The organism is Pseudomonas sp. IT-P100, assembly GCF_949767185.1.
GTDB classification, from domain to species: Bacteria; Pseudomonadota; Gammaproteobacteria; order Pseudomonadales; family Pseudomonadaceae; genus Aquipseudomonas; species Aquipseudomonas fluorescens_B.
This window is the reverse complement of sequence record NZ_CATKQK010000013.1, coordinates 60,173-80,968: the sequence shown is the minus strand read 5'-3', so window position 1 is coordinate 80,968 and position 20,796 is coordinate 60,173. Positions and strand designations below refer to the sequence as shown.

General features: G+C 60.8%; 19 protein-coding genes and 1 pseudogene. 9 read left to right on the top strand and 11 right to left on the bottom strand.

The features are described from left to right. Positions 1 to 34 precede the first annotated feature (34 nt). From relA to ACM6IQ_RS13940, 6 genes and pseudogenes are all read right to left on the bottom strand, one after another. Positions 35 to 2,278: a GTP diphosphokinase gene (gene relA, locus ACM6IQ_RS13965; protein ID WP_017340169.1), complete on the bottom strand. Its 2,244-nt coding sequence runs from the start codon at positions 2,276 to 2,278 to the stop codon at positions 35 to 37. Positions 2,279 to 2,402: 124 nt separating this feature from the next. Continuing rightward, on the bottom strand, positions 2,403 to 3,755 hold the full coding sequence (gene rlmD / locus ACM6IQ_RS13960) for a 23S rRNA (uracil(1939)-C(5))-methyltransferase RlmD (protein WP_414879086.1): 1,353 nt from the start codon (positions 3,753 to 3,755) through the stop codon (positions 2,403 to 2,405). Continuing rightward, a complete protein-coding gene (gene cysM, locus ACM6IQ_RS13955; protein ID WP_017340171.1) occupies positions 3,755 to 4,657 on the bottom strand; it encodes a cysteine synthase CysM in 903 nt (300 codons plus the stop codon). Before cysM ends, rlmD begins: the two co-directional genes overlap by 1 nt. A gap of 127 nt (positions 4,658 to 4,784) precedes the next feature. After that, a pseudogene (locus tag ACM6IQ_RS13950) lies at positions 4,785 to 5,116 on the bottom strand (DUF1016 N-terminal domain-containing protein); the annotation flags it as partial. A gap of 277 nt (positions 5,117 to 5,393) precedes the next feature. Next, positions 5,394 to 6,818 (bottom strand): histidine kinase sensor domain-containing protein, encoded by a 1,425-nt coding sequence (locus tag ACM6IQ_RS13945; RefSeq protein WP_414879085.1) that lies wholly within the window; start codon positions 6,816 to 6,818, stop codon positions 5,394 to 5,396. After that, positions 6,805 to 7,527, bottom strand: coding sequence for a response regulator transcription factor (locus ACM6IQ_RS13940; RefSeq protein ID WP_017340173.1), 723 nt, complete (start codon positions 7,525 to 7,527; stop codon positions 6,805 to 6,807). Before ACM6IQ_RS13940 ends, ACM6IQ_RS13945 begins: the two co-directional genes overlap by 14 nt. 213 nt (positions 7,528 to 7,740) lie before the next feature. Between ACM6IQ_RS13940 and ACM6IQ_RS13935 the strand changes: the two genes are divergently transcribed. The 4 genes from ACM6IQ_RS13935 to ACM6IQ_RS13920 all read left to right on the top strand — a co-directional run bounded on the left by ACM6IQ_RS13935 (position 7,741) and on the right by ACM6IQ_RS13920 (position 12,468). Further along, entirely contained in the window at positions 7,741 to 10,494 is a 2,754-nt protein-coding gene (locus ACM6IQ_RS13935; protein ID WP_414879084.1) for a response regulator, read from the top strand. A gap of 65 nt (positions 10,495 to 10,559) precedes the next feature. After that, a complete protein-coding gene (locus ACM6IQ_RS13930; protein WP_017340175.1) occupies positions 10,560 to 11,552 on the top strand; it encodes a 2-hydroxyacid dehydrogenase in 993 nt (330 codons plus the stop codon). A gap of 77 nt (positions 11,553 to 11,629) precedes the next feature. Beyond that, on the top strand, positions 11,630 to 12,064 hold the full coding sequence (locus tag ACM6IQ_RS13925; protein WP_414879083.1) for a hypothetical protein: 435 nt from the start codon (positions 11,630 to 11,632) through the stop codon (positions 12,062 to 12,064). Beyond that, the gene (locus ACM6IQ_RS13920; RefSeq protein ID WP_017340177.1) at positions 12,064 to 12,468 is read left to right on the top strand and encodes an META domain-containing protein; all 405 of its coding nucleotides are present in this window, start codon (positions 12,064 to 12,066) and stop codon (positions 12,466 to 12,468) included. Before ACM6IQ_RS13925 ends, ACM6IQ_RS13920 begins: the two co-directional genes overlap by 1 nt. 166 nt (positions 12,469 to 12,634) lie before the next feature. Here the strand turns inward: ACM6IQ_RS13920 and ACM6IQ_RS13915 are convergent, their stop codons facing one another. Then, entirely contained in the window at positions 12,635 to 13,102 is a 468-nt protein-coding gene (locus ACM6IQ_RS13915; protein ID WP_017340178.1) for a TlpA disulfide reductase family protein, read from the bottom strand. 114 nt (positions 13,103 to 13,216) lie between these two features. Between ACM6IQ_RS13915 and arsC the strand changes: the two genes are divergently transcribed. The 3 genes from arsC to ACM6IQ_RS13900 are packed head-to-tail and all read left to right on the top strand — an operon-like array spanning position 13,217 to position 14,590. Further along, positions 13,217 to 13,570: an arsenate reductase (glutaredoxin) gene (gene arsC, locus ACM6IQ_RS13910; protein WP_414879082.1), complete on the top strand. Its 354-nt coding sequence runs from the start codon at positions 13,217 to 13,219 to the stop codon at positions 13,568 to 13,570. Continuing rightward, complete coding sequence (gene wrbA / locus ACM6IQ_RS13905) at positions 13,567 to 14,163, top strand: NAD(P)H:quinone oxidoreductase (protein WP_017340180.1); 597 nt, start codon at positions 13,567 to 13,569, stop codon at positions 14,161 to 14,163. Before arsC ends, wrbA begins: the two co-directional genes overlap by 4 nt. A 1-nt stretch (position 14,164) precedes the next feature. Then, entirely contained in the window at positions 14,165 to 14,590 is a 426-nt protein-coding gene (locus ACM6IQ_RS13900) for a DUF2069 domain-containing protein (protein WP_017340181.1), read from the top strand. 99 nt (positions 14,591 to 14,689) lie between these two features. On the opposite strand, the gene ACM6IQ_RS13895 is transcribed toward ACM6IQ_RS13900, so the two are convergent. Continuing rightward, positions 14,690 to 15,364: a DNA-3-methyladenine glycosylase I gene (locus ACM6IQ_RS13895; protein WP_017340182.1), complete on the bottom strand. Its 675-nt coding sequence runs from the start codon at positions 15,362 to 15,364 to the stop codon at positions 14,690 to 14,692. Positions 15,365 to 15,488: 124 nt separating this feature from the next. Beyond that, the gene (ttcA, locus tag ACM6IQ_RS13890; protein WP_414879081.1) at positions 15,489 to 16,313 is read right to left on the bottom strand and encodes a tRNA 2-thiocytidine(32) synthetase TtcA; all 825 of its coding nucleotides are present in this window, start codon (positions 16,311 to 16,313) and stop codon (positions 15,489 to 15,491) included. A 422-nt stretch (positions 16,314 to 16,735) separates the two neighbouring features. On the opposite strand from ttcA, the gene ACM6IQ_RS13885 reads away from it, so the two are divergent. Beyond that, positions 16,736 to 17,338, top strand: coding sequence for a Yip1 family protein (locus tag ACM6IQ_RS13885; protein WP_017340184.1), 603 nt, complete (start codon positions 16,736 to 16,738; stop codon positions 17,336 to 17,338). 148 nt (positions 17,339 to 17,486) lie between these two features. Beyond that, entirely contained in the window at positions 17,487 to 17,981 is a 495-nt protein-coding gene (locus tag ACM6IQ_RS13880) for a SprT family zinc-dependent metalloprotease (RefSeq protein WP_017340185.1), read from the top strand. 111 nt (positions 17,982 to 18,092) lie between these two features. On the opposite strand, the gene ACM6IQ_RS13875 is transcribed toward ACM6IQ_RS13880, so the two are convergent. Next, positions 18,093 to 19,274, bottom strand: a complete 1,182-nt coding sequence (locus ACM6IQ_RS13875) for a CaiB/BaiF CoA transferase family protein (protein WP_414879080.1) — start codon at positions 19,272 to 19,274, stop codon at positions 18,093 to 18,095. Positions 19,275 to 19,419: 145 nt separating this feature from the next. Next, positions 19,420 to 20,754, bottom strand: a complete 1,335-nt coding sequence (locus ACM6IQ_RS13870) for a dicarboxylate/amino acid:cation symporter (RefSeq protein ID WP_414879079.1) — start codon at positions 20,752 to 20,754, stop codon at positions 19,420 to 19,422. Positions 20,755 to 20,796: the final 42 nt, after the last annotated feature.

Below are 20,796 nucleotides of genomic sequence, written 5' to 3'. Positions count from 1 at the left end.
TCGCTGGCAGGCCAGCTCCCACACGGGGGCATCTTCAAGGGGTACGGTTACGCCGGGTTTCGATGATGTTCGGCAACTGGGATATCCGCCCCAGCAACCGTCCCAATGCATCCAGCCCCGGAATCTCGATGGTCAGGGACATCAACGCCGTGTTGTCCTCTTTATTCGAGCGGGTGTTGACCGCCAGCACGTTGATCCGTTCGTTGAGCAGCACTTGCGAGACGTCACGCAGCAAACCGGAACGGTCGTAGGCGCGAATGATGATGTCCACCGGATAGGTGAGCACCGGCACCGGGCCCCAGCTGACCTGGATGATCCGCTCTGGCTCGCGTCCGGCCAGTTGCAGCACCGAGGCGCAGTCCTGACGGTGAATGCTCACGCCACGGCCCTGGGTGATGTAACCGACGATCGCATCGCCCGGCAACGGCTGGCAGCAGCCCGCCATTTGGGTCATGAGGTTGCCGACACCCTGGATCTGAATATCGCCGCGCTTGCCCGGCTTGTAGCCGGTGGCCTTGCGCGGAATCAGCTCCAGCTGTTCGTTGCCGCGTTCCGGCTCGACCAGTTGCTGCGCCAGGTTCACCAGTTGCGCCAGGCGCAAATCGCCTGCGCCCAACGCGGCATACATGTCTTCGGCGGTTTTCATGTTGGCCTTGTCGGCCAGCTTGTCGAAATCCACCGCAGGCAAGCCAAGGCGACTGAGTTCGCGCTCGAGCAAGGTCTTGCCGGCCGCGACGTTCTGGTCGCGGGCCTGCAATTTGAACCAGTGAACGATCTTCGCCCGCGCCCGGGACGTGGTGATGTAGCCCAGGTTCGGGTTCAGCCAGTCGCGGCTCGGGGTGCCGTGCTTGCTGGTGATGATCTCGACTTGCTCACCGGTTTGCAGGCTGTAGTTGAGCGGTACGATGCGCCCGTTGATCTTCGCGCCACGGCAGTTGTGACCGATTTCGGTGTGCACGCGGTAGGCGAAGTCCAGCGGCGTCGCGCCTTTCGGCAAGTCGATGGCGTGACCGTCCGGCGTGAAGATGTACACCCGGTCCGGTTCGATATCGACCCGCAGTTGTTCCGCCAGACCACCAATGTCGCCCAGCTCTTCATGCCACTCGAGGACCTGACGCAGCCAGGAGATTTTCTCTTCGTAGTGGTTGGAACCGGATTTGACGTCGGTGCCTTTGTAGCGCCAGTGCGCGCAAACGCCCAGCTCGGCTTCTTCGTGCATGGCGTGGGTGCGGATCTGCACTTCCAGCACCTTGCCCTCAGGCCCGATCACCGCAGTGTGCAGCGAGCGGTAGCCGTTCTCTTTCGGGTTGGCGATGTAGTCGTCGAATTCCTTCGGGATGTGCCGCCACAAGGTGTGGACGATGCCGAGCGCGGTGTAGCAGTCGCGCATTTCCGGCACCAGCACGCGCACGGCGCGCACGTCGTAGATCTGACTGAACTCCAGGCCCTTGCGCTGCATTTTGCGCCAGATCGAATAGATGTGTTTGGCCCGGCCGCTGATGTCGGCCTCGACGCCAGTGGCCTGCAATTCGACTTTCAGCTGGTTCATCACATCGGCGATGAAGCGCTCGCGATCCAGACGCCGTTCGTGCAACAACTTGGCGATCTGTTTGTACTGATCGGGCTCGAGGTAACGGAAGGACAAGTCCTCCAGTTCCCACTTGATGTGACCGATACCGAGACGGTGGGCGAGCGGCGCGTAGATGTCGAAGACTTCACGGGCGACGCGGTTGCGCTTCTCGTCGTCTGCGGTTTTCACCGCGCGGATCGCGCAGGTGCGCTCGGCCAGTTTGATCAGCGCGACGCGCACGTCGTCGACCATGGCCACGAGCATCTTGCGCAGGTTTTCGACCTGGCCTTGCGTGCCCAGCACCAGGGATTGACGCGGGCTCAGGCTGGCGCTGATCGCCGCCATGCGCAACACGCCGTCGATGAGTTTGGCGACCACCGGACCGAAGCGCTGGCTCACGGCCGGCAGTTCGATCTGGCCTTCGCGCACGCCGCGGTACAGGACCGCGGCGACCAACGAATCCTGATCGAGTTTGAGGTCGGCGAGAATTTCGGCGATCTCAAGGCCCGTGCGGAAACTCGAGGTCCCTTCGGACCATAGATTCTTCGCCGCATTGGCTTGTTGTTCGGCGGTGCGAGCGAACTCGCACGCGTCCTTCAAGGCTTCGCGATCCAGTGCCAGATCGACACTGACCGCATGATCGAGCCAAGCCTCGAGGTTGATGCTGCCGTCCGTGTTGATCGGCTGGTGTGCTCTCACCTGTACCATCTTGCTTTACCTTCCCTACGACGCAGTTCAATGCGTCAAATCGCTGACCTTCGTTGCCGGGGATGCACTCGCGGGGCCAGGACGAGTGCTGCACGGGCGGGTCAGTCGGACCAGACGAGCCGTCCTAGCTCGCTTCAAATAACGCCATGGCCTCGACATGTGCCGTCTGAGGAAACATATCGAGAATCCCGGCACGTTTTAACCGGTAGCCCTGCTTGATCAATTCGACCGTGTCGCGCGCCAGAGTTGCAGGGTTGCACGACACATACACCAATCGTTCGGCGCCCAGGGCCTTGAGCTTGCGCACCACCTCGAAAGCACCGTCACGCGGTGGGTCCAAGAGTACCGCACAAAAGCCTTCCCGCGCCCATTCGGCATCGGTCACAGGCTGGGATAAATCGGCCTGAAAAAACGTCGCATTATGCAGATTGTTGCTAGCGGCGTTTGCAGCTGCCCGCTCGACCATAGCCTGCACACCTTCGACCGCCACCACTTCGCGAACGGCTTTGGCCAGCGGCAAGGCAAAGTTGCCCAACCCACAGAATAGATCGAGAACGCGTTCATCCGCTGTCGGCTTCAGCCAGTCCAGCGCCTGGGCGACCATGGCTTCATTGACCGCCGCGTTGACCTGAATGAAATCTCCCGGCCGGTACGCCAGGTTCAAATCCCACTGTTCAAGGCGATAGCCCAACGACTGATCGGCCTCGACCGGTTGCGGTTCACCTTCGCCATGCAGCCACAATTGAGCTTCATGAAACGCGCAGAATTCCTTGAGGATCGTCATATCGGCGTCGGACAACGGCGCCATGTGTCGCAGCAACACTGCCAAGGACGAACCACTGAACAATTCCACATGCCCCAGCGCCTGAGGTTTGCTCAAGCGCCGCAACATCTCGGGCAAGCGGGTCATGATCGGTTGCAAGGGCTGTACCAGCACCGGGCATTCGTTGATTGCAACGATGTCCTGGCTGCCCGCCGCGCGGAAACCGACTTCGAGCTTTTTCGCTTTCATGTCCCAGCGCACCGCTACACGGGCGCGACGGCGGTAAGCGAACTCCGGACCGCTCAACGGCGCTGCCCACTCTTCAGGTTCGACACCAGCGACCTTGGACAATTGCTCGGCAAGCATGCGCTGTTTCAGGGCGAGTTGTTCGGTATGAGGCAGATGCTGAACACTGCAGCCACCACAGCGACCGGCATGCGGACACGGCGCCGGGCGACGCATTTCGCTGGCCTGGAAAACGCGCTCGGTGCGTGCCTCGACCACTTTGCCGTGGGCCCCCAACACGCGCGCCTCGACTTCTTCACCGGCCAATGCGCCGAGAACGAACCAGGTACGACCTTCGAAAAACGCGATGCCGCGACCGTCATTTGCCAGGCGCTCGATGGTCAGGCGCTGCTTTTTGCCGGTCGGAATTTGCGGGGCCTTGCTGCCGCCGGTGGGCTGGAAGCGCAGGCCTCTCTCGTGCTTGGCCATCAGTTGGGCGCGTCGAAAATGCCGGTCGACAAGTAACGGTCGCCACGGTCGCAGATGATCGCGACGATCACCGCGTTTTCAACTTCTTTGGACAGGCGCAGCATGGCTGCCACGGCACCGCCCGAGGACACGCCGCAGAAGATGCCTTCTTCGCGGGCCAGGCGACGGGTCACGTCCTCGGCTTCGCTTTGCGCCATGTCGACGATGCGGTCCACGCGATCGGCCTGGTAGATCTTCGGCAGGTATTCCTGCGGCCAGCGACGGATGCCCGGAATCGCCGAGCCTTCCATCGGTTGCAGACCGACGATCTGCACGCTGTCACTCTGCTCTTTCAAGTAGCGCGACACGCCCATGATGGTGCCGGTGGTGCCCATCGAACTGACAAAGTGAGTGATGGTGCCCTCGGTCTGGCGCCAGATTTCCGGGCCGGTGGTGGTGTAGTGCGCTTCCGGGTTGTCCCCGTTGGCGAACTGGTCCAGCACCTTGCCACGGCCTTCGGCTTCCATTCGCTGAGCGAGGTCGCGAGCGCCTTCCATGCCTTCTTCCTGGGTCACCAGAATCAGCTCGGCGCCATAGGCCGTCATCGCGGCCTTGCGCTCGGCGCTGGAGTTGTCCGGCATGATCAGGATCATCTTGTAACCCTTGATCGCGGCGGCCATGGCCAGGGCGATCCCGGTGTTGCCCGAGGTCGCTTCGATCAGCGTATCGCCGACGTGGATCTGCCCGCGCAACTCGGCGCGGGTGATCATCGACAGCGCCGGACGGTCCTTGACCGAACCCGCCGGGTTGTTCCCTTCGAGCTTGAGCAAAAGGGTATTGCTGGTGGCACCGGGCAAGCGCTGCAAACGGACCAGCGGAGTGTTGCCGACGCAATCGGCGATGGTTGGGTACTGCAAGGTCATGGCGTATTCGCAATCCAGACTGCGGGGGCGCCTATCATACCGGCAAACGTTGGAAGGCCATATCACGCAAAGTGCGGTGCTTATGGCTTATGGGAATAAGCGGCTGGCTCAGTACTGGGCTGCCTGCGCAACATTCGCGGCCAAGCTCGATCAGAAATTCCTTGAGGCGTGCCGGCAAGTCCTGATGCAGATCGGTTTCGGCATGGGTACCGGACATGTAGTGTCGCGGAATATCTCAAGTGCCAAGGGGTGGGTTTGTTTCAGTACGGCGGAGACTTTTGCCGGTTGGGTGACGCTTCGCTCAATCAGGGCAGCCTTGAACTGTCGCTCAAGCTCGCGCTTCGACCATTTCTCCTGTACTGCCATGCGCAGGTAGAACTCGCGTTCTTCCGGGTGTTCACTCTGGCTTAGGACAATCATGTTATGAGTCCAAGGCAATTGCCTCACCAGTGGTGCAATGTTGTTCACTTAAGAGTGTCTTGAATCAAAGGAAACTTGTGGCGAGGGAGCTTGCTCCCGCTTGAGTGCATAGCACTCACAAAACTCGGCAATAGTTGTCAGATTTTTGGGGCCGCTATGCAGCCCAGCGCGAGCAAGCTCGCTCGCCACAAAGGTATGCACGATCCAAGAGCGCGCTTAAGTGAACAGCATTGCACCAGTGGTGAGACTTTTAAAATATCGGCGGTGGCTGGCGGGTTCTTCGCAAGCAGGCTAACTCCCACAGGAATAGCGCTACTCACACAATGTGTGGCCGCCCCACATCCACTGCGGGAGCGGGCTTGCCCGCGATGGCGTCATCACTGACAAACCCATCATCGGCCAATAGCCACATATTCAACCGCAACCCGGAACCCGCGTTCTCAGCCCAAAGCCGCCCGCCCTGCCGCTGCACTGCATTCCTGGCAATGCTCAACCCCAACCCGAACCCACCATTCCCGGGCCGCGACCCATCGAGCCGGGTGAAGGGCGAGAAAATCCGCTCCAGATCCTCTTCCGCCACCCCGCCCCCCTCGTCCTCGAGCCACAGGTGCCAGTGATCCCCCTCGCGCCGCCCATCCAAACGCACAACGCCGCCTTTGGGAGAATGACGAATGGCATTGCGCAGGATGTTTTCCAAGGCTTGCGCCAGGGTATTGAGATTGCCGCGCACCCAGCAGGAGGAATCCACCGCACACTGCAACTGGCCCAACGGGCAACAACTTTCATAGCAGGCGTTTTCCGTGAGCATTTCCCACAGCGCCTGAATCTGGATCGCTTCGTCGGGTAGCGGTGAGCGCTCGGTGTCGAGCCAGGCCAGTTGCAGCGTGTCCTCGACCAGACGCTGCATGCCATCGACTTCGCGGCCAATGCGTTCGCGCAGTTGCGTCAGGCTTTGCTCACCCTCGCTGGCCACCCGCAAACGGCTCAACGGCGTGCGCAACTCATGGGACAGGTCACGCAGCAACTGTTGTTGCAGGGCCACCGTACTTTGCAGGCGTTCGGACATGTGATCGAACGCGCGGCCCAGCTCACCCAGTTCATCTGAACGATTGGTGGTGCGATGTGACAGACGCACGCCCAGTTGATCGGCACGCCAGGCATTGGCCTGCTCGCGCAGTTGATTGAGCGGAACCACCAGCAATCGATACAACCCGACACACAGCAACAAGGTGAACAGCCCGGGAATCACGCCGTTGGTGATCACGCGCCAGAACACTCGGTAACGCCCAGGCATGAAACGCTGGGGCAATTCGATCACCAGGCTGCCGGCCGACGAGTCGCCGGGAAACGGTACGCGCAACCATGGCAAGCGTTTTTTGTGAATAGGCCAATCGAGACCGCGCAGGAAGGTCAGGTGCTGGATTTCCGGGCCCGTCAGCGGCTGGCTGCTCAATGACTGTAAATCACCACCGATAACGCCCGCCCAACCCGCTTCACGCTGGCGCATTTCCTGTAGCCAGGCATCGACACCGGCACTCTGCCCCTGTTGCCACGCCTGCTCGGCTTCGGCGGCATAACGCGCCAGTGTGCGTCGGGCTTCGTCCGACAAAAACTGGTTGCGCTCTTCCATGTAGCGGCCCCAGGACCAGCTCAACCAGATCATCAGCAGACAGAACGCCACCAGCAGACAGGCGAGTTTCCAGAACAGCGAATGCCGGCCCGGCAGGTCAGACCATTTCATCGGCGGCACTCAAGACATACCCCTTGCCCCAGACCGTGCGCACTTCCCGCTCGGTGTAGCCGATGGCCTTGAGCTTTCTGCGGATCTGGCTGACGTGCATGTCGAGGCTGCGGTCGTGGGCCGCATAGCCCCGTTGCAGCACGTGTTGATAAAGGAAGGCCTTGCTCAACACTTCATCGCCGTTGCGGTTGAGCGTGTCCAGCAAGCGGTACTCGCTGCGGGTCAGGCCGGCGGCGTGTTCGCCATAGAACACCTCGGAACATTCATCGTCGAAACGCAGGCTGTCTGCCGCCAGGGCAACAGGCGCGGGCGCGGGGCGACGATCCAGTGCGACGCGGCGCAGGATCGCTTCGATACGCACGCGCAATTCGGCCATGCTGAAGGGCTTGGGCAAGTAGTCATCGGCGCCGAGGCGGAAACCGCTGATGCGATCCGCCTCGGCCCCCAGCGCCGACATCAGCACCACCGGGGTGGAATGGCTCTGGCGCAATTGGGTCAGCACGTTCAGTCCGTTCATGCCCGGGAGCAGAATGTCCATCAACACCACATCGAAGGCTTGTTTACGAGCCATCGCCAGCCCCTCCTGCCCGTTCTGGCACCAGGTCACCTGAAAACCGCTGCGGCCCAGCTGCTCGTGAACATAGGCACCGAGCACCAGGTCGTCTTCGATGGAAAGAATGCGGGGATGGACGACAGAAATGGGAGTCATGAGTATCTGCAAATAATTCTCAGTTGACGATTATTCAAGATTGCCTCGCCGGGGGCAACCCAAGGTTTTCCCGCGACACCAAAGCATTGAACGGCCCGACGAATGACGTCATCAATTTTACGAAGATTGCCCGCAAGCAAATCGCTACACTGCGCAAGTGGCGCGTGCCGGATGTACGCGCAGGTCCTAAATGGCTGGATGCAGGAGAAAGGCGTGCTCAAGAAACTGGGAATTAAAGGCCGCGTGCTGTTGCTGACCTTGCTTCCGACCAGCCTGATGGCCCTGGTGCTGGGCGGTTATTTCACCTGGATGCAGCAGTCCGACCTGCAGACCCAACTCATGCAGCGTGGCGAAATGATCGCCGAGCAGCTCGCGCCTCTCGTGGCCCCGGCCATGGGTCACAAGGACACCGAACTGCTGGAACGCATCGCCACGCAATCCCTGGAAACCGCAGACGTGCGCGCGGTGACGTTCCTCGCCCCGGACCGTACGCTGCTCGCCCATGCCGGTCCGACCATGCTCAATCAGGCGCCATTGGGCAATGGCTCGCAGATGCTGCGCCGCAGTGGCAATGATGCGACGCGTTACCTGCTGCCAGTGTTCGGCAAGCATCGCAATCTGGCCGGCGACCTGATTCCCGAGGAAGCCGACCGCCTGCTGGGCTGGGTCGAACTCGAACTGTCCCACAACGGCATGCTGCTGCGCGGTTATCGCAGCCTGTTCGCCAGCCTTTTATTGATCGGAGCGGGCCTCGCCGGTGCGGCGCTGCTGGCGTTGCGTATGGGCCGGACCATCAACCGGCCGCTGAGCCAGATCAAGCAAGCGGTGGCGCAACTCAAGGACGGCCATCTGGAAACCCGCCTGCCGCCCCTCGGCAGTCAGGAGCTGGATGAGCTCGCGTCCGGCATCAACCGCATGGCCGGCACCCTGCAAAACGCCCAGGAAGAATTGCAGCACAGCATCGACCAGGCCACCGAAGACGTGCGCCAGAATCTGGAAACCATCGAAATCCAGAACATCGAGCTGGACCTGGCGCGTAAAGAGGCCCTGGAAGCGAGCCGGATCAAATCCGAGTTCCTGGCCAACATGAGCCATGAAATCCGCACGCCGCTCAACGGCATTCTCGGTTTCACCCACCTGCTGCAAAAAAGCGAGCTGACCCCGCGCCAGCTCGATTACCTGGGCACCATCGAGAAATCCGCCGACAGCCTGCTGGGGATCATCAACGAGATCCTCGACTTCTCGAAAATCGAGGCCGGCAAGCTGGTGCTCGACCATATTCCGTTCAACCTGCGCGATTTGCTCCAGGACACCCTGACCATCCTCGCCCCGGCCGCCCACGCCAAACAGCTGGAGCTGGTGAGCCTGGTGTATCGCGACACGCCGCTGTCGCTGGTCGGCGATCCGCTGCGACTCAAGCAGATCCTCACCAACCTGGTGAGCAACGCAATCAAGTTCACCCGCGAGGGCACGATCGTCGCCCGCGCCATGCTCGAAGAAGAACACGAAGACAGCGTGCAGCTGCGCATCAGCATTCAGGACACCGGCATCGGCCTGTCGAACGAGGACGTGCGGGCGCTGTTCCAGGCTTTCAGCCAGGCCGACAACTCGCTGTCCCGGCAACCCGGCGGCACCGGTTTGGGATTGGTGATTTCCAAGCGTTTGATCGAACAGATGGGCGGCGAGATCGGCGTCGACAGCACACCGGGCGAAGGCTCCGAATTCTGGATCAGCCTGAGCCTGCCGAAAACCCGTGACGATGCCGAAGACCTGCCCGGTCCGCCGCTGCTCGGGCGTCGCGTGGCCGTGCTGGAGAACCACGAACTGGCGCGCCAGGCGTTGCAGCATCAACTGGAAGACTGTGGCCTGGAAGTGACGCCGTTCAACACCCTGGAAAGCCTGACCAATGGCGTGACCGGCGCGCACCAGACCGATCAGGCGATCGATCTCGCCGTGCTCGGCATCACCAGCAACGACATGCCGCCGGAACGCCTGAACCAGCACATCTGGGACCTCGAACACCTCGGCTGCAAGGTGCTGGTGTTGTGCCCGACCACCGAGCAGACGCTGTTTCACCTTTCGGTGCCCAACCCGCACAGCCAGCTTCAAGCCAAACCGGCCTGCACCCGCAAGCTGCGCCGGGCCTTGTCCGATCTGGTCAATCCGCGCCAGCAACGCAGCGACCCCGGCGAACCGGTGTCCAGCCGTGCGCCGAAGGTGCTGTGTGTGGACGACAACCCGGCCAATCTGTTGCTGGTGCAAACCCTGCTTGAAGACCTGGGCGCCAAGGTTCTCGCAGTGGAAAGCGGTTACGCCGCAGTCAAAGCGGTGCAGACCGAGACGTTCGATCTGGTGTTGATGGACGTGCAGATGCCCGGCATGGACGGGCGCCAGAGCACCGAAACCATTCGCCAGTGGGAAAGCGAACGGCATTGCACGCCATTGCCGATCGTGGCCCTCACCGCCCACGCCATGGCCAACGAAAAACGCGCGCTGCTGCAAAGCGGCATGGACGATTACCTGACCAAGCCGATCAGCGAACGGCAACTGGCGCAGGTGGTGTTGAAGTGGACCGGCCTGGCGCTGCGCAATCAAGGGCCGGATCGTTCCAGCGACAGCCATGGCGGCAGCCACGAGTTGCAGGTGCTGGATCACGAAGAAGGGTTGCGCCTGGCTGCCGGCAAGGCGGATCTGGCAGCGGACATGCTGGCGATGTTGCTGGCGTCCCTGGAAGCCGACCGCGAAGCGATCCGCGTGGCCCGCGAGATCAACGACCACAATGCCCTGATCGAACGGGTGCATCGCCTGCATGGGGCGACCCGTTATTGCGGCGTGCCGCAACTGCGCGCGGCCTGCCAGCGCAGCGAAACCCTGCTCAAGCAACAAGACCCGAAAGCGCCCGGCGCACTGGAAGACCTCGACCGCGCCATCAATCGCCTGGCGGCTCATGCCCGTATAAATGCTTGACGCAGCGCAAGGAGGCCGGACACCACTGCGCCAGGCTCCCACAGGATCGGGACAAGGAGAAAAATATGCGTACGATTCTTTTCAGCAGCCAGACCTACGACCGCGACAGTTTTCTCGACGCCGACCTCCCCGCCGGCATCGAGCTGCACTTTCAATCCGCGCGACTGAGCCTGGACACGGCGGCGCTGGCGGAACATCACGAGGTGGTCTGCGCTTTCATCAATGATGACCTCAGTGCGCCGGTGCTCGAACGTCTTGCGGCCGGCGGCACACGCCTGATCGCCCTGCGTTCGGCCGGGTACAACCATGTCGACCTTGCGGTAGCGAAGCGTCTGGGGTTGTCGGTCGTGCGGGTTCCGGCCTACTCGCCCCATGCCGTGGCCGAGCATGCGGTGGCGTTGATCCTGGCGCTCAACCGGCGCCTGCATCGCGCCTACAACCGAACTCGCGAAGGGGATTTCAGCCTCCATGGGCTGACCGGGTTTGACCTGGTGGGCAAGACGGTCGGCGTAGTCGGCACGGGGCAGATCGGCGCGACCTTCGCGAAAATCATGAACGGTTTCGGCTGTGAGCTACTGGCTTACGACCCTTACCCCAATCCGCAGGTCGAAGCCCTCGGCGCACGTTATCTGAGCTTGCCGCAGCTGCTGGCCGAGTCGCAGATCATCAGCCTGCATTGCCCGCTCAACGCACAGAGCAAACACCTGATCAACCGCGAATCACTGGCGCACATGCAACCCGGTGCCATGTTGATCAACACCGGGCGTGGCGGTCTGGTGGACACGCCGGCGCTGATCGACGCGTTGAAGGATGGTCAACTCGGTTATCTGGGGCTGGACGTGTATGAGGAGGAAGCGCAGCTGTTCTTCGAGGACCGATCCGATTTGCCGTTGCAGGATGATGTGCTGGCACGCCTGCTGACCTTCCCGAATGTGATCGTCACCGCACACCAGGCCTTCCTGACCCATGAAGCCCTGGGCGCCATTGCCGCGACAACGTTGCAGAACATTGCAGCCTGGGCGGCAGGCAATCTGCAAAATCAGGTCGAGGCTGGCTGAACCGGATCGAAGGTCACTTCCCTGCGCGGTGCGGCGTCGATGTCCGTGCTAGCATGCCGCGCATATTTGGAGGACCCATGGTCGAACACGATTTCCGCTATAGCCTGATGAACCCGCAACACACCCTCACCGAATGCCGCGCCCTGGTGCCGGGGCGTTATCAAGTCACCGGCAACGGCGGCTCGATACGCAACAATGACGTGCTGGTCGTGACCCTCAAAGGTGCCAGGGACTTGTCCATGCGCCTGACCGTCGAAACGGTTCGCCACCTGATCAACCCGCCCGGCCAATGGGTCGCGGTGGCCAGTGGCCCGGTGTTCGGCGAACTGGCGATCCACACCTGGAAAGTCAACTGCGACAGTTGTGCCAAAGAGCTCAGCTTCGAGTTCGCGGTGGATGCCAAGCTGGGCAACAAGGCCGAAAAACCCGCCGCTACTGCGCGGATTGCGGAGTTGGGCTGGAAGTCGGTCGGCGAGAAACACCTGTGCCCGAAATGCCAGGAGCCTGCGTGATGAAACGCCTTGCCCTGACCGCGATGGTCGGCGCCAGCCTGCTGGGCTGCGCCGCTGAACCGGTGCAATTGCAGCAGAATCGCAGCTACATTCTGGAATGGATCGGCGAACGTCCGCTGATGGATTACAGCCACCTGACCGTCACCCTCGGTGAAGACGGTCGCGCCTACGGCAATGGCGGCTGCAATCACTGGTTCGCACCGTACACGCTCGACGGCGACAAGCTGAGCTTCGGCAAGGTCGGCAGTACTCGCAAACTGTGCGCGCCGGCGCTCATGGAACAGGAAAAGCGCTTCCTCCAGGCCCTGGAAAACGTACAGCGCTGGGATGTTTCGCCAATCGACCAGATGCGCTTCTGGCCGGCTGAAGGCAAGCCGTTGCGTTGGTGGCTTGAAGAGGGGTAAATCCCCTCTGCCGAACCCAGGTGATTTACTGTGGCAGGAGCTTTTGTGGCGAGGGGATTTATCCCCGTTGGACTGCGCAGCAGTCCCTTTTTTGGGGCCCTTCGCGACCCAACGGGGATAAATCCCCTCACCACAAAAGCCCCCTGCCCACAAATGCCCTGCGTAATCAGTTGGTCGCCTGCAACGCCTCAAGCTTCGCCATCACCCCCGCCGCCGTCTGCTCGCCCATCAGCTGTTCGCGCACCTTGCCCTTGTTATCGATGATGTACGTCACCGGCAACGCCTCGCTGCGCGGCAATTCAAACAGCTCCGCCGGATCCGACGCCAACACAGTGAACCGGATCCCCAGTTTCTCACTGGCAGTTTTCAGCTCTTCGCCCTGCACATTGTCGAAGTTGACCCCGAACACACCGATCTTCCTGTCCTTCAACTGATCGGCCAGCCCGTTCAGTTCCGGGATCTCGGTCCGGCACGGACCACACCATTCGGCCCAGTAATTGAGCACCAGCCATTGTTTGTCCAGACGTTCGGCGGCGACTTTATGGCCGTTCTGATCGATGCCATAGTCGTTGCCGCAGCCCCCCAGTATCAGCGTTCCGAAGATCGCCAGTGCCGCTGCCAGTCGCCTTGTCATGTCGTGATCCTTGTTCAAAATTGAATGCGCCTGCGACCCATCGCCTCCCAAGGTTCTGGATTACGCGCTGCACAGTTAGAATAGCCGCCACCTTACGCAAGATGCGACCCGCCCATGACCGATCTGACGCTTTATCACAACCCGCGCTGCTCGAAATCCCGCGGTGCGCTCGAACTGCTCGAAGCCCGTGGCCTGACCCCGACCGTGGTCCGCTACCTCGAGACCCCGCTGGACGCCGCGCAATTGCAGGGCCTGCTGAAAAAGCTCGGCCTCAACGCCCGGCAACTGCTGCGCACCGGTGAGGACGAGTACAAAACCCTCAACCTCGCCGACGCCAGCCTGAGCGAGGCGCAATTGATCGCCGCCATCGCTGCACACCCGAAACTCATGGAGCGGCCGATTCTCGAAGTCGGCGACAAAGCCATCATCGGCCGTCCGCCGGAGAACGTGCTGGAGTTGCTGCCGTGAGCGCGCCGTACATTCTGGTTCTGTATTACAGCCGCAGCGGCTCGACCAATGAAATGGCCCGGCAGATCGCCCGTGGTGTCGAGCAGGCCGGGATGGAAGCGCGCCTGCGCACCGTGCCGGCAATCTCCACCGAATGCGAAGCGGTGTCACCGGACATTCCGGACGAAGGCGCACTGTACGCCAGCCTCGACGACCTGAAAAACTGCGCCGGCCTGGCCCTTGGCAGTCCGACGCGTTTCGGCAACATGGCTGCACCGCTCAAGTATTTCCTCGACGGCACCAGCAACCTGTGGCTGACCGGTGCCCTGGTGGGCAAACCGGCCGGTGTGTTCACCTCCACCGCGAGCCTGCATGGCGGCCAGGAAACCACGCTGTTGTCGATGATGCTGCCGTTGTTGCACCACGGCATGCTGATCACCGGCCTGCCTTACAGCGAATCCGCGCTGCTGGAAACCCGTGGCGGCGGCACGCCGTACGGCGCCAGTCATCACGCCGGCGCCGATGGCAAACTCGGTTTGAATGAACATGAAGTGGCGCTGTGCCGGGCCTTGGGTCTGCGGCTGGCGAAGACTGCGCAAAAGTTGGTGGGCTGACATGGCCAAAAAGCCGAAGGTGCTGCCTTCCATTGAATGGCTCGAACCACGGGTTCGGGCGATGCGCGTCATCAGTCTGCTGTGCTACTTCGGTCTGGTGGGATTGCTCTGCGTCTACTACCTGATGGTCGCTGACCTGCATGGCGCGCGACCGTGGGTGATTTTGCTGATCGAACTGGTGCCGCTGCTGTTGCTGGCGCCGGGGATGATCATCGGCAGCGCGCGTGGGCATTCGTGGATGTGCTTTGTGGTGAACCTGTATTTCATCAAGGGCGCACTGGCCGCGTATGACCCGAACCGACAGCTGTTCGGCTTGCTGGAGATGGGCGCGAGCCTGGCGGTGTTTTGTTCGGCGCTGCTGTATGTGCGGTGGCGGTTTCAGTTGAACCGCAAGTTGGCGGGTGAAGGCGAGACCTCCGCCGCCTGACAGATAGCAATCGCCAGCAGGCGGGCTCTCACATTGGATCTGTGGCGTACACAAGTCCCCTGTGGGCGCCAGCCTGCTGGCGATGGCAACAACTCGGTCTCAATGATTGACGGTGTAAGCCAGCATCATTGAAATCTGGCTCATCGGCCGCCCACCGCTTTCCTCATGCCACTGATTGAACACCCCCTGCACCGTCGCCAGGTCCCGCAGGCTGGTCGGTACCTTGTCGACGATCTTCTGCGCGTTCAACGCCGCCACCACATCGTAGCTCGGCACAAACGTGTCCTTGCCGACCATCCGCAAGAACCGCGGTGCCGACAACCCACCCAGTTGATGCCCGCGTTTTTTCAGGTACGTCCACAACCCGACGATATCCATCACCGGCCAATCAGCGATCAACGCGCCAAAGCTGCCCTGCTCATGCGCCACGTCCAGCACGAACTGCGCATTGCGCGGCACGCTCTTGAGTTTGCCGAGGTGGCGGATGATTCGCGCGTCCTGCATCAGGCGTTCAAGGTGTTCGGCGCTCATCAGCACGACTTTTTCCGGGTCGAACTTGAAGAACACGTCTTCGAAGGCCGGCCACTTGGCGTCCACCAGGCTGTGCTTGAGCCCGGCGCGGAACACGCGCAGCGCCATGGTCGAGAGGTAGCGGTCGTCGCTGATCTTGCGCAATTGCGCCGCGGTCTTGGGAACGGGCAGATGGGCTTCCAGTTCAGCTGCTGAACCGAAGCGGTTCAGACAGTATTCGTGCAGCCACTTGTAATCGCGCATGCCCTCTCCTGACGAGTAAGTAAATAGACCACTTTTGGGAGCCAGCCTGCTGGCGATGGCGGCGGGACAGTCAACGTCTGCCCCACAGCTCTCGCCAGCAGGCTGGCTCCCACAATGATTGTGTTTAGAGGTTTAAAACGTTGACGAAGCGCGAAGCCGCCGTTTCATCGATCTTGAGGCTGGTGAAGTCGAACAGGTTGCGGTCCGCCAGTTGCGACGGGATCACATTCTGCAGGCTGCGGAATATGCTTTCGGTACGGCCCGGCGTCTTGCGCTCCCAGTCCTGCAGCATTTCCTTGACCACCTGACGCTGCAGGTTTTCCTGAGAACCGCAGAGGTTGCACGGGATGATCGGGAACTGCTTGAAGTCCGAGTAGGCCTGAATGTCTTTTTCGTTGCAGTAGGCCAGCGGGCGGATCACCACGTTGCGGCCGTCGTCGGCACGCAGCTTCGGCGGCATGGCCTTGAGCGAGCCGTTGAAGAACATGTTGAGGAAGAACGTCTCGACGATGTCGTCGCGATGATGACCGAGGGCCATTTTGGTCGCGCCGATTTCATCGGCAAAGGTGTAGAGCGTGCCACGACGCAGGCGTGAGCACAGCGAACAGGTGGTCTTGCCTTCCGGGATCAGCTCCTTGACCACCGAGTAAGTGTCTTTCTCGACGATGTGGTATTCGATGCCCAGGGTCTTGAGATAAGCCGGCAGCACGTCTTCAGGGAAACCCGGCTGCTTCTGGTCCATGTTCACGGCGACGATCTCGAACCTGATCGGCGCGACCTTCTGCAAATGCATCAGCACATCGAGCATGGTGTAGCTGTCCTTGCCACCGGACAGGCAGACCATGACCTTGTCGCCGTCTTCAATCATGTTGAAATCGGCAACGGCCTCACCGGCCTGACGGCGAAGGCGCTTTTGCAGTTTGTTCTGGTTGACCGTGAGAGTGCCCATGACGCGAAATCCGTGAGGTGTGACGAAAGGCCGGCATTTTACGCAAAAACCCGCTTTCGGCGAATAGCCTGAACCCAGCATACCCCTCTGTGGTGAGGGAGCTTGCTCCCGCCGGGTCGCGCAGCGGCTCCAAACCATCCACCCTCGTTGTGTCAGGTATACCGCGTCGGCTGTTTTTGCGACTGCTGCGCAGCCGAGCGGGAGCAAGCTCCCTCGCCACAGGAGGGTGTACAAGTCCCAGCGGCAATTAACAGCTGTGTTTACAGCGCGATTTGCTCTAACGCCTCTGCACTATTGCAAGTAACTCCTTTCTATACTGCGACATAAGGTCGCACACATATCCAGACCTTTACTTACTTGGCCACTTTGGCCTGTAGGCGCTCCGCTGGGGGGCGACGGTAAAAACAAGAGGAGTGACTGGCATGATCCATCACGTAGTGGGGCTCTTCACCCACCCCGACCAGGAATGGAAAGAAATCCGTGGCGACCAAGAGGAAAGCATCAGCCACATGTACCTGACCCACACGCTGATTCTGGCGGCGATCCCCGCCGTGTCGGCGTTTATCGGCACCACACAGGTCGGCTGGGTCATCGGCAATCGAGCGCCGGTGATGTTGACGACAGAAAGCGCGCTATGGATGACGATCATGTCGTACCTGGCGATGCTCGGCGGCGTTGCCGTGATGGGTGCGTTCATCCACTGGATGGCGCGCACCTATGACGCCAATCCGAGCCTGGCCCGTTGCGTTGCGTTTGCGACCTATACCGCGACCCCGCTGTTCATTGGCGGCCTCGCGGCGCTTTACCCACACATGTGGCTGGGGATGATCGTCGGAACGGCAGCCATCTGCTACACCGTGTACCTGCTGTATGTGGGGCTACCCACTTTCATGAACATTCCATCAGACGAGGGATTCCTGTTTTCAAGTTCGGTGCTCGCCGTAGGGCTGGTGGTGCTGGTGGCCATTATGGCGTTCACGGTGATTGTCTGGGGACTCGGCGTGGGGCCGGTCTATACGAATTAGCAACACACCACCCAAAAACAAGATCTGCCAACTCAGGCCGCCGCAAGGCGGCCTTCTAATGCGTGGGGGGAACGACCACTCGGCACCTGAGCGATTCGCAAGCCACGAAGGTTGCGGCATACTCGACGTCTCTGGAGATCCATCAAGCATGCCCGAGCAACTCAATACCCGCGTCGAAGACTGTTTCCAACAAGCCGAATCCTTTTTCAAACGAACCTTCAAACGCCCCGTGGTGAGCCTCAAGCTGCGCGGGCAGAAAGCCGGCGTCGCGCATCTGCACGAGAACCTGCTGCGCTTCAATCCGCAGTTGTACCGGGAAAACACCGAAGACTTCCTCAAACAGACCGTGGCCCATGAGGTCGCACACCTGATTGCTCATCAGCTGTTTGGCGATCGTATTCAGCCCCACGGTGAGGAATGGCAACTGATCATGCGCGGCGTGTATGAATTGCCGCCCAATCGTTGCCACACCTATGACGTCAAGCGTCGCAGCGTGACTCGCTATATCTACAGGTGCCCGTGCGCCGGCAGTGATTTTCCGTTTTCGGCGCAGCGGCACAGCCTGGTGCGACAGGGGCGGCGGTATTTGTGCCGCCGATGCCGGAACACGTTGGTGTTCAGTGGAGAGATGCGGGTCGAGTAGTTGGATTTTTGGTGTTTGGGCCGACCTCATCGCCAGCAGGCTGGCTCCCACAGGGAATCATTGATGCGCATTGTGGGAGCCAGCCTGCTGGCGATGGCGGCCTTACAGTCACTAAAGAATCACCTTGGCACCCCGCAACTCGGCAATCCGCTCAGCACCCAACCCCAACTCCCCCAACACCTGATCCGTATGCTGCCCCAGCGCCGCACCCATATGCCGAGGCTCGGGCAACCCGTCCGAAAATTTCAACGGACACGCCATCTGCGCCTGGCTTGTCCCGTCCCCCCGCGGCACCTCGGTCACCACGTCCCGAGCGCTCAACTGCGGATGCCGGACCGCTTCGCTCAAGCTCAACACCGGCTCGACGCACGCGTCCATCTCGGAAAACAGCGCACACAACTCGGCAAAATCGTGTTTCTCGAATTCGGTCTTCAGCGCGTCCTTGAGCTTCTTTTGCTGGGCAGGTTGAGGCGACAAGCCCAGGGCCGCCAACTCCTCAAACCCCAACGCCGTGCACAGCTGTTTCATGAAGGCCGGCTCCAGACTGCCCACCGATAACCAGCGGCCATCCCGCGACCGGTAATAATCGTAAAAGCTGCCGCCATTGAGCATCTGATCTTCCCTGCCCGGCTCCTCGCCGCAGGCCAGATAACCTGCACCGGCCATGGCGTTCAGGCTGAACGCGCAGTCGGTCATGCTCACATCCAGATGTTGCCCCAACCCGCTCTGCTGCCGGGCGATCACCGCTGCCAGCAGGCCTATCACGCCGTGCAACGAGCCACCGGCGACATCCGCCACTTGCATGCCCAAGGGTAACGGACCGTTCTCGACGCGGCCGGTGTAGCTCGCCAGCCCCGACAGCGCCAGGTAATTGATGTCGTGGCCGGCGCGGTCCTTGTAGGGGCCGGTTTGCCCGTAACCGGTGATCGACACGTAGATCAGCTTCGGGTTGATCGCCTTCAGCGCTTCATAGCCCAGACCCAGGCGTTCCATGACGCCGGGGCGGAACTGTTCCAGGACGATGTCGTAGTCCTTCAACAACTGCTTGATGATCTCCAGCGCCTCGGGCTGCTTGAGGTCCAGCGCGAGGCTGCGTTTGTTGCGATTGAGGTAGGCGTGACTGGCCGACACGCCCTGGTCATGGGGTGGCAGCACACGCAGCAGGTCCATGCGGGTCGGCGATTCGATGCGCAACACCTCGGCGCCCATGTCGGCCAGTAACAGCGAGGCAAACGGCCCCGGCAGCAGAGTCGAGAAATCCAGAACCTTGAGTGATGCCAGTGGGCCGAGCATGAGCGATCTCCGTGAACGATGCTTCCAGCCTAGGCAGGCAACGCGATTGCAGCAATCACCTGATGTGTCAGCAACTGTGACCGTTACGCTCAAATCGCAGGCATGAAAAAACCCGCCGAAGCGGGTTTCTTCATGACAACGCGTGTTACTTGACGTTGCTTGGGGTTGGGCCTTCGGCCACGCCCAGGTCGTCTTCTTCACGAGTGTCGGAGATACCGCGACCACCGGAAGCCAGCTCTACTTGCAGCTTGTCTTCGTCCAGCTCTTTCACCCACTTGGCCACGACCAGGGTCGCAACAGCGTTACCAACCAGGTTGGTCAGTGCACGGGCTTCGGACATGAAGCGATCGATACCAAGGATCAGCGCCAGGCCGGCAACCGGCAGGTGGCCAACGGCGGACAGGGTGGCGGCCAGCACGATGAAGCCGCTGCCGGTTACGCCCGCAGCACCTTTGGAGGACAGCAACAGCACCAGCAACAGGGTGATCTGGTGGGTGATGTCCATATGGGTGTCGGTCGCCTGAGCGATGAACACAGCGGCCATGGTCAGGTAGATCGAAGTACCGTCGAGGTTGAACGAATAACCCGTAGGAATCACCAGACCCACAACGGATTTCTGTGCACCCAGGCGCTCCATCTTGATCAGCATGCGTGGCAAAGCCGATTCTGAAGACGAAGTACCCAGCACGATCAGCAGTTCTTCACGGATGTAGCGAATCAATTTGATCACGCTGAAGCCGTGTGCGCGGCAGATGCCGCCCAGTACGACGAGCACGAACAGGACGCAGGTGATGTAGAAGCAGATCATCAGTTGACCAAGCTGTACCAGCGAGCCCACACCGTAAGCACCAATGGTGAAGGCCATGGCACCGAAGGCACCGACCGGCGCGAGTTTCATGATCATGTTGATGATGTTGAACATCACGTGAGCGAAGCGATCGATAAAGTCCAGGACCGGCTTGCCGTACGCACCCAGGCGATGCAGGGCGAAACCGAAGATCACCGAGAACATCAGAACTTGCAGGATATCGCCGTTGGCGAAAGCGCCGACGATGGTGTTCGGGATCACATTGAGGATAAAGGCGACGATGCTCTGGTCTTTACCGGCCGAGATGAAGCCAGCGATTTTGCTGGTGTCCAGAGTCGTTACGTCGATGTGCATGCCGGCGCCCGGTTGCACGACGTTGACCACGACCAGACCGATCAGCAAGGCGATAGTGGAAACGATTTCGAAGTACAACAGCGCATAACCGCCGGTCTTGCCGACCGATTTCATGTTCTGCATGCCGGCGATACCGCTGACGACCGTACAGAAGATGATTGGCGCGATGACCATTTTGATCAGTTTGATGAACCCGTCACCCAGCGGCTTGAGGGCCACACCGGTCTGCGGGTAGAAGTGACCAAGCAGGATGCCGATGGCGATGGCAACGATCACCTGGAAATACAGGGATTTGTACAGTGGCTGACGAGTCGTCATTGCAAAGTTCCTCAAGAGTGTCCCGCGACAACATCCATCTGT